Here is a 13,002-nt window from a genome sequence, read left to right on the forward strand (position 1 = left end):
GAATTATTTCTTTTCCTTTAAGCCTACGATCAAGGCTCGGATAACGCTTTTCAAAAGATCAATCCGATCCTCGGAGATCTTTTCGAATACGATACGAGGATGATGGAACGAAAGAGTTCCTTCGAATAATATCTTTGCGCCATTCTCTGGAGTATTACAAAAAAATAATCCGTTTTTGATCCCGTCGCCTACAATCCTCTCCAACTGATCATACATTGTCTTGATATGCTTTTGAACGAATGGTCTAGTCTTTTCTGCGGACATATTGAATGCGGAAAAGATCCTAGGGTCGGATTGCACCTTTTCCCGTTTCATTTTATGGAGAACCACAAACCATTCTTCTATTTTTTGTTCTAAAGGTAAATTGCGGGAAGTGACTTCTTCTAAAGTGGTATCGATCCGATCCAACCATCTTCTGGAAATAGAATCGAGCAACGCTTCCTTGTCGGTGAAATGTTTATAGAGTGCTGCGTGGCTTACGTTTAAGGTCCGAGCCACATCGGTTAACTTCAGACGCTCGACACCGTTTCGACGAATTTCGGCTTCGGCGGCATCGAGCACTTTCTCTTGCAGTTCTTCCGGTTTCAGACCTGTCTTAGGCATTCGTTCATTTAACTACGAGCTGCATCCCATGGGCAGGATATCTGTCTCCTTGGAAGGTTCCTTCGGGGAATGTCGCGTCCAGAGTCTCGATTTCTTCTGCGCTCAGCTTCACTGACTGCGCTTCCAAATTCTCTTGCAGACTCGCTCTTCTCGTAGAACCGATCAGAGGAACGATATCATTTCCCTTGTGGAGGACCCAAGCAATTGCGAGTTGAGCAGTACTACAACCCTTCTTCTTGGCAAGCTCTTGAAGCAGACTCACACGTTCTAAATTCGCTTCAAGGTTTTTTCCCTGAAAGCGAGGAGAATTGGCCCTAAAATCCGCGACTCCCAACTTAGTCTCGATGGTTCCGGTAAGAAGCCCCCTTCCCACCACTCCATAAGCAACGACGCTGACCCCGAGCTCTCTCGCAGTCTGCAGGAGTTCCTTCTCGATTACACGTGTCGCCAGAGAATATTCTACTTCTAGAGCGGTGACCGGATACACCTTATGAGCCCTTCTCAAATTTTCAGGAGAAGCCTCGGAGAGTCCGAGATAACGCACCTTTCCCTCCCTGATCAGCTCCGCTACTGCGCCAACCGTATCTTCGATGGGAACATTCGGATCCACACGAGAAGGTTGGTAAATATCGATCACATCTGTTCCCAATCTGGTTAGGGTATGGGCCGCAAAATTCTTCACAGAAGAAGGTCGTGCGTCGTATCCGATAAAATCTCCCGAAGGAGTTCGAAGCGCTCCGAATTTCACGCTGATCAAAGGCTTATCTGGTCTGGTCTTGAGAGCCTCGGAGATCAAAAGCTCATTGTGACCGATTCCGTAAAAATCTCCCGTGTTCAGGAAATTCACCCCTGCGTCCAAGGCAGCATGGATCGTAGCTATGGATTCCTTTCGATCCCTCGTTTCCTTGGTGCCGTAGAAGTCTGACATTCCCATACAGCCCAGGCTGAGCTCGGATACCATGGGGCCATTCTTACCTAGTTTTCGTAATTGCATTTGGAAACCTCCATTTAGTTTCAAATTATATATATTGTAATTTGTAACTAAACGCAAGTACTTTTTGTAGGATCTCCTACGGAGGGAGTTCCTACACCCCCCAGAATATCCCAGATACGAGACATAACTAGCGAATTATGTCCGAAATTTGCTTTCCGCTTTTAGTCCGAATTCCAAGTTAGTGCTCCGGAGTAGCCAAACCCCTATGGAAAGCCAGAAACCCATTGTCCAACTTCTAGACGCAACGAAAGAGCCATTCAATCTCGCGATCGCTTCTGCGAGAACCTGCTACTCTTCCAAAGGGGTGCTCTTGCCGGAGGACATGGTCCGCACGGAGAAGTCTCTGGAGATCCGAGACAAGGTTGCCAAGTCCACGAAAAAGGCAGGCCACCTAACAACCCGTCAGCATCCTCATTTTATTTTTACCTTGGACAAGGTGTCCCGCCAATTCGTTTGGTCCTTTCTTCATTCTCATCCTTATTATAATTCCGAACAAGTGAGCCAAAGATATGTGGAAGTGAAGAAGGAGAATTATTATATTCCCCCTTCTCTTAGCGGCGAGCAGAAGGAATTGTATTTGGAAGCGATCGAATATGCGTCTAACGCGTATTTCGAATATGTGGAGCTATTGCATCCTTTCATCCAAGACGAGTATTTCCTGGTCTATAAGGCGAGAGCGAGTTATCCGGAAAAATGGCAGCAACCGATCAAGAAGAAATGCTTAGAAGTGGCACGTTACCTTCTTCCTTTGGGAACATTTACCTACTTATATCATACTGTTAACGGTCTTACCCTGCATAGATACCATCGATTGATGAACTCCTTCGATGTCCCTGAAGAGCAACGCCTCGTAGTCGAAGCAATGATCGAAAAAGTAAGAGAAGTAGATCCTCTCTATGTAGATGAGATGGACGATCCGATTCCTTTGGAAGAAACTGCAGAGTATCAATTCTTTCATGAATTCTATAAGGACGGTTCTTCCGAATTTAGACCGGAGGCGGCCAAGAATTTCGTGCGTGAATTTGATGAGGATATAGATACACGTTATTCTCGCTTGGCTTCTTATTCCTCCAGTGGCCCGGAAGTCTTGGCATCCGCTGTTCGTTCCGTTATTGGAGCAACCAAATCGGCCTTAAACGACGAGGAAGCGATCCGATTAGTTCTGGATCCATCTAAGAACAAGCATTTGACTTCTACTCTGAATGAAACAACCATGAGTCCACTTGCAAGAGCCATGTTCAATGTGCATTATTCCTTTAAAAAGAGGATCTCACATACAGCGGACAGCCAAGACCAGAGACACAGAATGGTCCCAGGTGCAAGGCCGGTACTCATGTCTCAGTATACCGGAATGCCGGATTATATCGTTCCGAAAGTAGTATTAAAATATTCTCAATTAGAAGAAACATATAGAAGAAAGATGGACGGCATCTTCAAGAACCTGAATCGCTTCTTAGAAGCCGGCGGAAAACCGGAATATGCTTCTTATCTTCTTCCGAATGCATTCCCAATTCGCTTTTATGAAGGCGGGGATCTATTGAACCTGCACCATAAATGGAGAGCCCGCACCTGTTACAACGCTCAGGAAGAGATCTTTCAGGCTTCTATCAATGAGCTTACGGATCTAAGCAAAGTCCATCCTCAGATCGCGAAATGGATCAAAGCGCCTTGCTGGATCCGCCTGCAAGGAGATGTAAAGCCTTACTGCCCGGAAGGAGATCATTACTGCGGAACTCAAGTGTGGAAAAGAGAATTAAGTGAGTACGATAGGACCTTATAATCCTATTGAGCATCAATTCTTAGCACCCTTCCATTATAATCTACGATATACACTTCTCCGTTTGCATCCTCTCCAAAAGAAGGAAGCGGAGAGTGAAATCCCATCTCCTGGGTATGCTCTATGATATTGTCTATTTTGGTTCCGTCCCAAATTAGGGACCAAACCCTTTGGTTTATAAAGTCTCCGTAGAAATATCTTCCTGCATAATCTGGCAGATTAGTTCCTCGATACACATATCCACCGGTGATTGCCTTTCCTGAAAAATGACTGTATTCTAATTGAGGCAAAGTAATTCCAGTTACGGAACATCCGACAGAAGGACTAAAACAATGCTTCGCTTCGGTGATCTTCCATCCGTAGTTTTTCAATCCTTGTCCCGAAGTTTCTATATTCAATTCTTCGTATAGATTCTGCCCAACATCTGCGATGTACAGATCGCCCGAACTTCTATCAAAACTGAATCTCCAAGGATTTCGGAGTCCCCAATCCCAAATATGAGGATTCTCAGAACCGGTGGCAGGTCTGTTTCCGGGAGCTGGAGTCGGATAGGAATCCACATCTATCCTTAGGATCTTTCCGAGTGAGGATTCCACATTCTGCGCATTGCCATTCGGATCACCTGCGCCTCCTCCATCTCCAGTTGCAATGTACAAGAATCCGTCCGGACCGAATGCGATCATTCCACCGTTATGATTTGCAAACGGTTTAGAAATATTGAATACTTCTTTTACAGGAGAAGGATCCGCTTGGTCTTGATCTCCTGCAGAGCGCGAATATTCTGCAAGCACGATGGCCCCATCCGACTTGCGAGTATAATCCACCCAAAATCTTCCGTTAGAAGAATAACTGGGATGAAAGGCCAGTCCGAGTAACCCTCTCTCTCCGGAGTAATCAATGAGATCCGTTCCTTCCGATCCAATGTCCAAGAAAGGAGTCGATAACAGAGCTCCATTCTTAATCAGTCGAATCTTTCCGCCCTGCTCCACCACGAAGAGTCTGCTCGTATCTCCATTAGGAGCTCCTACAAAAAGTGGGGCATTGAAACCGGAAGCGATCTCAGTAGTCTTAAGGCAAGAAGGAACCCTGGATTCAGAGCACTTGCTTTCTCCCAAGAAGAGCAGAGGAAGCAGGGAAGAATTCGCTGGAGGTTTACATTCGAGTAAAAGAACAGCGAATAAAAATCCGATGGGTAAAAATCGACTTTTCTGAAACCTGAAGACCATTCGTGTTCTCATCTTACTCTCTCTTTTAATAAAAACAAATCCAAGCATCCATGATTTGCGCATATCCGGATGAAAAAGGCTATCTGCTTTAAAAAAGAAGAGACTGGAAAGATTCCATTCGAATACACTTTACCCATGACCGCTCAAACTTCTTCCAGACATGCAGAATTAGTCAAGTATAGACGCTTCATCCATAAACATCCGGAATTAAAATACGAAGAAAAGGGAACGGCCGACTTTGTGGCAGCCCATTTACGCTCTTTAGGATACTCTTTCCAAGAAGGGATCGCTAAGACTGGGATCGCATGTCTGATCGATTCAGGTTTGCCGGGCAAAACATTACTCGTTCGAGCGGACATGGACGCACTTCCCATTGTGGAAGAAAACAAAGTAGATTACGCGTCTGTTCATAGCGGGGTCATGCATGCCTGCGGTCATGATGCTCATACTTCCGTTCTAATGGGTTTGGCCTCCGAACTAAAAGAAGATATCAAATCGATCGTCCCAAAAGGCAGAGTATTATTAGTCTTTCAACCCGCTGAGGAGGGAGGACAAGGCGCCGACAAAATGATCGAAGAAGGTATATTAGAAAAATACAATGTATCCGCTGCGCTTGCTCTTCATGTTTGGAATCATATTCCTGTAGGAAAGGTAGGAGTCGTAGACGGCCCGATGATGGCTGCAGTCGACGAATTCCAGATCACTGTCCAAGGAGTGAGTGGGCATGGAGCAATGCCGCAACATACTGTGGATCCCATCTTAGTCGGGGCCCATATCGTGACAGCTCTCCAAAGCATAGTATCCCGAAATACGGATCCTCTGGATTCTTGTGTGGTCACAGTAGGCGCATTTCATTCAGGCCACGCATTCAATGTGATTTCTGAGACGGCAGAATTGAAAGGAACCATTCGCACATTCACAAAGGAAATGTTCGATAAGGCTCCCGAACTTTTCAAAAGAGTAGTCGAGAATACTGCAGCGGCATTCGGAGCCAAGGCAATCATCCAATACGAAAGAACGAACGCTCCTACAATCAATCATCCTGGAATGGCAAACCTAGTCAGAAGAGCCTCTCAGAATATCCTAGGACCAGATTCGGTTACAGAAGAACATGCAAAGACAATGGGCGGAGAAGACTTTTCTGCATTTCTCATGAAAGTTCCCGGTTGCTATTTCTTTGTAGGTTCCATGAACGAAGAGAAGGGATTTGTACATCCTCATCATAGTTCCAAGTTTGATCTAGATGAAAACTCCCTTCCCATCGGACTCTCTGTGATGAAAGAAGCAATCCGTATCTATTTAGAAGAAAATTAAGCTCCCTTCGGCAAAAGACTTCCCTTTCCTATAGGGAAGTCTTTTATCTTTTCTTCTAAATTTTTCTCTTCTTCGCTTTTCTCTTCCAAGAATTCTGTCTTGATCTTGTCGGAACGAAATCCTGAAGTTTCCTTCCATTCTGCATACAAAATAGAAGACAAGAAACTGCTTACGGACACGCTAAATCCTCTGGCAAAACTCTGGGCCTCCCAATAATCGAATCCCAGTACTTTCACTCTTTTACGTGAATCCTCTACATGTACTTTATCGAATTTTAATGCAGAGATTTTACCGAAGCGTTTCCTTCTCCTAAAACTTCCCACGATATATTTGAGTATCTTCTTAGGTTCACCGAAGGCTTGGATAGAATCTTTCCAGGCTTGTTCGCATTCTTCTGGCATCCTCCAATCAATTTGGATCATGCCCTTCTCTTCTTGCTCGTTGGTTGAGAATTTTTCTCTCATATTTCCTCCATTTTACGAAGTGCATGGAAGATAGGAGAACTTCTTCTCACAATCAGAAATAGAATAGAATATTAAAATTTTTGCAAATATTACGCGATAAGCCAAAGAACGGGCTTAGAGCATAAATTTTAGAGACTTAATATAGAAAAGGCTTTGGTCTTAAATCAAACCGGATGCGTATTGTAAGCGACAAAAGAGCCTGCTTCGGCTTTAGCTTCTCATCGCCTCTATATCATCCACTTCTTTAGCGATCATAGAAGTTAAGACCACAGGAGAATTTCCGTTCACAAGAATATCATCTTCTATCCTTACGCCTATCCCACGAAATCCGGCAGGTATAGTTTCATCTGTAGGATCAAAATATAAGCCAGGCTCCACGGTCACGACAAGTCCGTCTTTCATCGGCTTACTCTTTCCATTCTCGAAGTATCTTCCCACATCGTGCACGTCCATTCCTAGATAGTGACCAGTTCGATGCATATAGAATCTACGATATTCTCCCTTCTCGATCACTTCGGCAGCGGTACCTTTCAAAAGCTTGAGATCCAAGAGACCAAGTACTAGATTATGGATCGTCTTTTCATGAACGAAATTAAATTCTACTCCTGCCTTTGTCTCTTCGATCGCTCTTTTCTGCGCATCCAGAACGAGTTCGTAGATTGTCCTTTGCTCGGCAGTGAATTTCTTTCCGGAAGGGAAAACGCGAGTAACGTCTGCAGTATAATAATCCTTCTCCGCTCCGCTATCAACGAGAATTGCCTCGTTCTCTCCTATCTTTGCTCGATTCGTAGTGTAATGTAGAATCGTAGCATTCTTTCCTGCTGCAACGATATGACCGTAGCCTCCACCCCAGGCGCCGTGTTTTAAATATTCGGATTCCAGAATGGACTCTAATTCAAACTCGTACATCCCTACTCGAGTTTCTCTAAACAATCTTTCGTGACCTAAAGCTGTAATGCGAGAAGACTCTTTTAACTTTTCAATCTCTTCGGGAGTCTTGAACATTCTCATTTCATGTAGAAAGTTCGGGATCTCCCATCTCTGAGGACCGAATTTTCCTTCTCTCAATCTGAGATTCAAGGTGCTAATCAACTCTAAGAGTTTTGCATCCCTCTCCTTGTCCTTTCCAAAAAAATGATAGAGAGTGAATTGATTCGTTAAGATCTGATGGATCCTTGCATCCCATTCTTCCAAAGAGAAGCTCTCATCGAGTTCTAATCTATTTTTGATCTCGTCCTTGCCCAAACGAATGCCGGTCCAGATTTCTCTTTCCTTGTCTTTCGGAAGTGCAAAGTGAGCCGAATAATCTCGTCTCAGAACAAGGATCCCGTCCTCTTCTTCGATGCCTGTCAGATAATAGTAATCGGAATCTTGTCGGAACTTATACTCTACGTCTCTGTTCCGAATTCTTTGAGGAGCTGCAAAAAGGAGTAAGACCTCGGATTCCTTCAATAGGTCTTGGACATTACGAATGCGTTTGCGAAAAATACTTTGGTCCATGTTTATCCTTTTATTAGACGGATCGCCTCTCTAACCATAGCATCCGTATCTTGTTCCAACATACAACGAAAATGTTTTTTAGGACAGACCCTTCCCCCATGAATTCCACAAGGACGGCAGTCTAGTCCGTAGATCTCGGAAATAAATATTTTATCGGCAAGAGGTGTATAACCGAATGCGGGAATCGTTGCGCCGAACGCCGCCAAAGTAGGAGTATTAAAAGAAGAAGCAAAATGAATAGGAGAAGAATCGTTAGTCACAAGTAGAGCCGCCTGGCTCATTAAATAGCTCATCTCCGGAAGACTAGTCTTTCCCGCGAGATTGATCCCGAACCCTTGCCCCACCTCTTCACAAAGAGGAATATCTCCCTTTCCACCGGTGAGAACAATTTTGTATCCGGTCTTCTCCGCAAGCTCTGAACCGATGGTCCTAAACTTTTCCGCAGGCATGCGTTTCGTTTCCCAAACAGAAGAAGGAGCTAGAAGAATAAACTTCCCCTTTTCCAATCCATGCTTTTTCATTTCAGCTTGGATGCCGACCACAGATTCAGGTTTCCAGAATAGTTCAGGTTTTCTAGATACATTCTTCCGTTCTTCTTCCGTATAAAGAAGAGACAAAAGTTTATCCACTTCATGAGGACCGAGTATCGGTCTCTGTCTTCGATCATTTAGTAAGAAAGAAAATCCAGCGCTCTTATATCCGATCCGGATCCGAGCACCACTCATCCAAGCGATAATAGAAGAACGAAAAGAAAAATGAGGACTGATACAAAGAGTAAATTTACGTTTTCGGATTGCTTGGCAGAAATTCCAAAATCCAAAGAGAGAAGATTTGATCTGCTTCTTGTCCAAAGGGATGATCTCATCTATCCAAGGATTGGCCTCTAAGACAGATTCGGTTCCCTTGTTTACGATCACAGTCATCTTTGAATTCGGATACTTCTTCTTAATTTCTCTGAACAAAGGAGTAGTTAAGATGAGATCTCCTAAAAAGGCGGTTTGGATGACTAGAATATTCTCTTTCTGATTCATTCTTTTGCCTCTAAGATCGTAGCAAAATTATTCACTCCCAAGCCTCCGATAGAAAGAGAGAGTGCAGTGTTTGCAGAATTCGACTGTAAATAATTGGAAAGTTCCGCCACTTGTGCGAGACCCGAAACTCCAACAGGATGTCCTCTGGTTTTCAAACCTCCCGAAGGATTGATCGGGAGTCTTCCTCTCTTATCCGTGATGCCTTCAGCGACTGCTGCTAATGACTTACCTTGTTCAAAGAGCCCCGAGTCTTCGGCCGCTATGATCTCGAAGATAGTAAATGCATCGTGCAGTTCCGCAACCTGAATATCCTTTGCAGTCTTTCCAGATTCTTGGTATGCCTGTTGGAATGCCATTTTAGAAGCAGGAAAGCTTAGGCCCCCGGGAGTTCCATTGACCTGACCTAGGCCGAAACCTGTGCCGGAGATAAATACTTTTTTGTTTCCCTTCTTCAAGCGGGAAGAATCTGACTCTAACAATAACCCGCAGGCCCCGTCAGACAGAGGAGATATATCATATAAACAGAATGGACTAGAAAACATGGGAGAAGAGAAATATTCCTCTTCATTTAAGTTTTTTTGAATATGCGCGATCGGATTCTCCAAACCGTTATCATGCAATTTTTTTGATAAACGGAAGAGATCCTTTCTAGTATATCCGAAATCCTTTAAGTATCTAGTAGCAGTCAGAGCCCCGCCCTGGGCCATAGACATTGCCAAGGACCTCTGCTGAGAAGAAAGCACAGAGCCAAGTAGTAGATTATTTTCTTCTCTCGGAAGCTTGCTCATGACCTCGGTTGCAAGCACCATTCCTCTTTGGAACTTGCCGGACAATATCAAGAATCTTGCAAGATGCAATGCGGACGCCCCACTAGAAGAAGCGGTTTCGGATCGGATCGCGAATAAAGAAGGAAGTCCCAGATCCTCCTTGATCTTTGCAGGAAGAAAAATCTCTCCCGTATAACGTTCCGGGGCCATGGAACTGAAGACCAAGAACTCAGGATGGAACTCAGGATTCCTTTTAAGTAAATGATTCGCAGTCTCATACGAGAGCGACTGATAGTCAAAATCAGTCTTGCCGAATTTACTCAAATGAGAGTCCAGCACGTAGGCCAAGGTCATAATCCAACTAAGTTTTCATTTTAGAATTTAGGGCAAAGTCAAAAATAGGAATAGGAAAGGATTGAATTTTAGAAACTCGCTTTTCAAAATAGGCACTCTCGTTTATAGTGATCTCAGGTAGGAGAAACGACGTGAAAGGTAACCAAGAAGTCCTCGAAATCTTAGCGGAAGTACTCTCCGCCGAACTAACTGCGATCAATCAGTATTTTATTCATGCAAAGCTGAATAAAAACTGGGGTTACGACAAGCTCGCTAGTTACATGAAGAAAGAATCTATCGAAGAGATGAACCATGCGGACCAAGTCATAGAGCGCATTCTCTTCTTAGACGGAGTTCCCGATCTTCAAAGATACATGAAGATCAATGTGGGTAAGGATATTGAAAGCATCTTCAAGAACGACTTGGAGGTTGAATACCACGCAGTGGAACGTCTGAATCGCGGCATAGAGATCGCGACCAGAAATAAAGACAACGGCACACGTGAATTGCTCGAGAAGATCCTCGTTTCCGAGGAGGAGCATATCGACTGGCTCGAGGCCCAGCTAGAGATCATCAAAACCATAGGCGTCCAAAACTATTTGGCCCAACAACTTTCCTAGACATTGAACAAAAAGCCATTTAAGAAATCCCCTTCATCCGGATTCGGAAAGAAGGGGTCCGGCAACAAGTCCGGCTCATCATTCTCCAAACCGCAAAGACCGAAACGCTCTCCCCAAGGAGACGAAAGCGAATCCCCTAGGTCTGGCCGCTCTAAAGAAGAAGGCACTCGCAAACCTTATCGCACCGGAAACGATTCCGGCAGACCTTCCCCTTACAGAAATAGAGACGACCAAGATTCTTCTTCTCGTAGAGAAAGAGGACCAAAAAGAGAATACGGCAAGGGAAATGACCGCGACCAAGATCGCGGAAACAGAAGATCAGATTCTTCCGAACCAAGAAGACCTTATCAAAGAAGGAACGAATCAGAAGGTTCCGAAAATAAAAGACCGTTTCGAGATAAGAACGAACAAGATAGTTCAAGAGAGCGTAGACCTAAGAGAGATTTCGAGCGAGGCGAGAAAAGACCGAGCAGAGACTTCGATAGAGGAAACGATCGAGACCAAGGACGCGGAAATAGAAGGTCCGAATCTTCCGAAACCAGAAGACCGCATCGAAGCAGAAGCGAATCAGAAGGTTCCGACGAACGCAGACCAAGAAGAGACTTCGAACGCGGAGAAAAAAAGCCATATCAATCTCGTGGTGACCAAGACCGCGGAAACAGAAAGCCCTACTCTTCGAGAGAAGGTAGGTCGGATGAGAGAAGACCTTATTCATCAAGAGAAGGTAGACCCGAAGGTAGAAAACCATACTCTTCTCGCGAAGGCGGATCCGGAGATAGAAAGCCATACTCGTCTCGAGAAGGCGGATCCGGAGATAGAAAGCCATACTCGTCTCGAGAAGGAAGATCGGATGATAGAAAACCGTATTCATCTCGCGAAGGTAGATCCGAAGACAGAAAACCGTATTCATCCAGAGAAGGCAGACCCGAAGGTAGAAAACCATACTCTTCTCGCGAAGGTGGATCCGGAGATAGAAAGCCATACTCTTCTCGCGAAGGCAGATCGGATGAAAGACGACCTTATTCTTCCGATAGAGAACAATCTTCCTTTTCCAGAGAAAGAAAAGGTCCAAGAGGCGCTGGAGAATTTTCCGGACGTTCGGGAAGAGGCGGCGACCAAGGAAAACCTTTTCGATCGAAAGGCAAACCAGGTTTCGAAAGAGAATCTTATTCCAGATTCGAAGAAGATTCTCATAGAGAAGGAATTCGTGCAGGCTGGCAATCCGCCAAATTATCGTTAAGCGAATTCGATAGACCGGAAGCTCTTATATATCACGCATCTTGCGGAGATGGACTCTCCTTCCTTCTTACAGAAGAAGTAAAAGAAGCGGGACTGGAACTAGTATCCGAAAATCGAGGCGGAGTCTACTTCAAAGGGCCCGCTAAGAAAGTACGGGATTTTTGTTTAAGCTCTGGGATTGCCTCGGGGATCAGCTTCGAACTTTCCTCTTGGAAGGATATACAAGGACCGGACGATCTGTACGAGGTCGCGGCAATGTTCCCGTTCGAGAAGTTACTTTCTCCTAAGACTAAATTCAGAATAGACGCGACCACGAAAGACAATCTGACCGATTCACGTTACGCGACATACAGACTAAAGGACGCTATCTTTGATCGATTCCGAGCCCAAGGCCTGGAATTGCCGGAAGCGGACAGAGAAGAGCCAGAAGTATTATTCTATCTACGTTCTCGTACGGACCATGTGAAATTATTCTTGGCACTTCACCCTCAGCCTCTCCAAAGAAGAGGACATGGAAGAGAGGGAGGAGAGGCTCCGCTTAGAGAAACATTAGCTCAGGCCCTTCTTCGTTTCTCCGGATGGAAAGTGGGAGAAAAACTTTACGATCCATTCTGCGGTTCAGGCACTCTACTTATCGAAGCGGCACTCAGAATGAGAAACGGCGGTTGGGTAAATTACAAAAGCCTTTCTAGATCCAGCATATTTACTAGATTATTCGGACCTTGCAAAGCTAAAGAAGAATGGGAATCCAAAGGAGAAGTCCTATTGTTCGGCTCGGACATTTCAGAAGAAGCAATTGCACTCGCTAAGAAGAATGCAAAGGAAGCTGGGGTTGCCGATCTGATCCAATGGACTGTCGCTTCTGCAGAAGAGCCTTCGGAAGATTTCGAATTCAAACAAGGCAAGATAGTCACGAATCCTCCTTATGGAGTCCGAATCGGAGATAGAGAATCTGCTTCGGAACTCTATGCGAGCTGGGGCGAATCCTTGAAGAAGAATTTTCAAGGCTCTTATATCTCCATAGTTGCTGGAGATCCTTCTCTCTTAGGCTATCTAAAACTGAAATCCGATAAGGAACAGTCAGTTACGATCGCCAAGTTGAAAGGAAAATTAGTTGCCTACCAGATCGACTGA

At 44.8% G+C, this 13,002-nt stretch carries 12 protein-coding genes; 5 read left to right on the forward strand and 7 right to left on the reverse strand.

What is annotated here, in order from left to right; genetic code table 11:
• Nucleotides 1-3: 3 nt before the first annotated feature.
• Nucleotides 4-603, reverse strand: coding sequence for a TetR/AcrR family transcriptional regulator (locus tag EHO59_RS17255; RefSeq protein ID WP_135589683.1), 600 nt, complete (start codon nucleotides 601-603; stop codon nucleotides 4-6).
• Between the two features lie 4 nt (nucleotides 604-607).
• On the reverse strand, nucleotides 608-1,597 hold the full coding sequence (locus tag EHO59_RS17260; RefSeq protein ID WP_135589684.1) for an aldo/keto reductase: 990 nt from the start codon (nucleotides 1,595-1,597) through the stop codon (nucleotides 608-610).
• Nucleotides 1,598-1,802: 205 nt separating this feature from the next.
• On the opposite strand from EHO59_RS17260, the gene EHO59_RS17265 reads away from it, so the two are divergent.
• The gene (locus tag EHO59_RS17265) at nucleotides 1,803-3,377 is read left to right on the forward strand and encodes an FAD-dependent thymidylate synthase (RefSeq protein WP_135589685.1); all 1,575 of its coding nucleotides are present in this window, start codon (nucleotides 1,803-1,805) and stop codon (nucleotides 3,375-3,377) included.
• 2 nt (nucleotides 3,378-3,379) lie between these two features.
• Here the strand turns inward: EHO59_RS17265 and EHO59_RS17270 are convergent, their stop codons facing one another.
• Nucleotides 3,380-4,600, reverse strand: a complete 1,221-nt coding sequence (locus tag EHO59_RS17270) for a PQQ-dependent sugar dehydrogenase (RefSeq protein ID WP_135589686.1) — start codon at nucleotides 4,598-4,600, stop codon at nucleotides 3,380-3,382.
• A gap of 135 nt (nucleotides 4,601-4,735) precedes the next feature.
• Between EHO59_RS17270 and EHO59_RS17275 the strand changes: the two genes are divergently transcribed.
• Nucleotides 4,736-5,914 carry a M20 metallopeptidase family protein gene (locus EHO59_RS17275; protein WP_135589865.1) on the forward strand — a complete coding sequence of 393 codons (1,179 nt, stop codon included), beginning with the start codon at nucleotides 4,736-4,738 and terminating at the stop codon, nucleotides 5,912-5,914.
• Here EHO59_RS17275 and EHO59_RS17280 read toward each other — a convergent pair.
• The 4 genes from EHO59_RS17280 to EHO59_RS17295 form a co-directional block, all read right to left on the reverse strand.
• A complete protein-coding gene (locus EHO59_RS17280) occupies nucleotides 5,911-6,378 on the reverse strand; it encodes a hypothetical protein (RefSeq protein ID WP_135589687.1) in 468 nt (155 codons plus the stop codon). The genes EHO59_RS17275 and EHO59_RS17280 overlap by 4 nt on opposite strands.
• Nucleotides 6,379-6,588: 210 nt before the next feature.
• Nucleotides 6,589-7,878: an aminopeptidase P N-terminal domain-containing protein gene (locus EHO59_RS17285; RefSeq protein ID WP_135589688.1), complete on the reverse strand. Its 1,290-nt coding sequence runs from the start codon at nucleotides 7,876-7,878 to the stop codon at nucleotides 6,589-6,591.
• 2 nt (nucleotides 7,879-7,880) lie between these two features.
• On the reverse strand, nucleotides 7,881-8,909 hold the full coding sequence (gene waaF, locus EHO59_RS17290; RefSeq protein WP_135589689.1) for a lipopolysaccharide heptosyltransferase II: 1,029 nt from the start codon (nucleotides 8,907-8,909) through the stop codon (nucleotides 7,881-7,883).
• Entirely contained in the window at nucleotides 8,906-10,030 is a 1,125-nt protein-coding gene (locus EHO59_RS17295; protein ID WP_135589690.1) for a thiolase family protein, read from the reverse strand. Before EHO59_RS17295 ends, waaF begins: the two co-directional genes overlap by 4 nt.
• Nucleotides 10,031-10,161: 131 nt before the next feature.
• Between EHO59_RS17295 and bfr the strand changes: the two genes are divergently transcribed.
• The 3 genes from bfr (at nucleotide 10,162) to EHO59_RS17305 (ending at nucleotide 13,002) form a co-directional block, all read left to right on the forward strand.
• The gene (gene bfr, locus EHO59_RS17300; RefSeq protein ID WP_135589691.1) at nucleotides 10,162-10,629 is read left to right on the forward strand and encodes a bacterioferritin; all 468 of its coding nucleotides are present in this window, start codon (nucleotides 10,162-10,164) and stop codon (nucleotides 10,627-10,629) included.
• Nucleotides 10,630-10,915: 286 nt separating this feature from the next.
• Complete coding sequence (locus EHO59_RS18220) at nucleotides 10,916-11,869, forward strand: hypothetical protein (protein WP_167882122.1); 954 nt, start codon at nucleotides 10,916-10,918, stop codon at nucleotides 11,867-11,869.
• A 218-nt stretch (nucleotides 11,870-12,087) separates the two neighbouring features.
• Nucleotides 12,088-13,002: a THUMP domain-containing class I SAM-dependent RNA methyltransferase gene (locus EHO59_RS17305; RefSeq protein ID WP_425460251.1), complete on the forward strand. Its 915-nt coding sequence runs from the start codon at nucleotides 12,088-12,090 to the stop codon at nucleotides 13,000-13,002.

Source organism: Leptospira semungkisensis, assembly GCF_004770055.1.
In the GTDB taxonomy this organism is placed as follows: Bacteria; Spirochaetota; Leptospiria; order Leptospirales; family Leptospiraceae; genus Leptospira_B; species Leptospira_B semungkisensis.

Bases quoted from the DNA above. Each gene is read 5' to 3' on its own strand.
- EHO59_RS17255 (WP_135589683.1), bottom strand. From the start codon at position 603: ATGCCTAAGACAGGTCTGAAACCGGAAGAACTGCAAGAGAAAGTGCTC.
- EHO59_RS17260 (WP_135589684.1), bottom strand. From the start codon at position 1,597: ATGCAATTACGAAAACTAGGTAAGAATGGCCCCATGGTATCCGAGCTC.
- EHO59_RS17265 (WP_135589685.1), top strand. From the start codon at position 1,803: ATGGAAAGCCAGAAACCCATTGTCCAACTTCTAGACGCAACGAAAGAG.
- EHO59_RS17270 (WP_135589686.1), bottom strand. From the start codon at position 4,600: ATGGTCTTCAGGTTTCAGAAAAGTCGATTTTTACCCATCGGATTTTTA.
- EHO59_RS17275 (WP_135589865.1), top strand. From the start codon at position 4,736: ATGACCGCTCAAACTTCTTCCAGACATGCAGAATTAGTCAAGTATAGA.
- EHO59_RS17280 (WP_135589687.1), bottom strand. From the start codon at position 6,378: ATGAGAGAAAAATTCTCAACCAACGAGCAAGAAGAGAAGGGCATGATC.
- EHO59_RS17285 (WP_135589688.1), bottom strand. From the start codon at position 7,878: ATGGACCAAAGTATTTTTCGCAAACGCATTCGTAATGTCCAAGACCTA.
- waaF (WP_135589689.1), bottom strand. From the start codon at position 8,909: ATGAATCAGAAAGAGAATATTCTAGTCATCCAAACCGCCTTTTTAGGA.
- EHO59_RS17295 (WP_135589690.1), bottom strand. From the start codon at position 10,030: ATGACCTTGGCCTACGTGCTGGACTCTCATTTGAGTAAATTCGGCAAG.
- EHO59_RS18220 (WP_167882122.1), top strand. From the start codon at position 10,916: ATGACCGCGACCAAGATCGCGGAAACAGAAGATCAGATTCTTCCGAAC.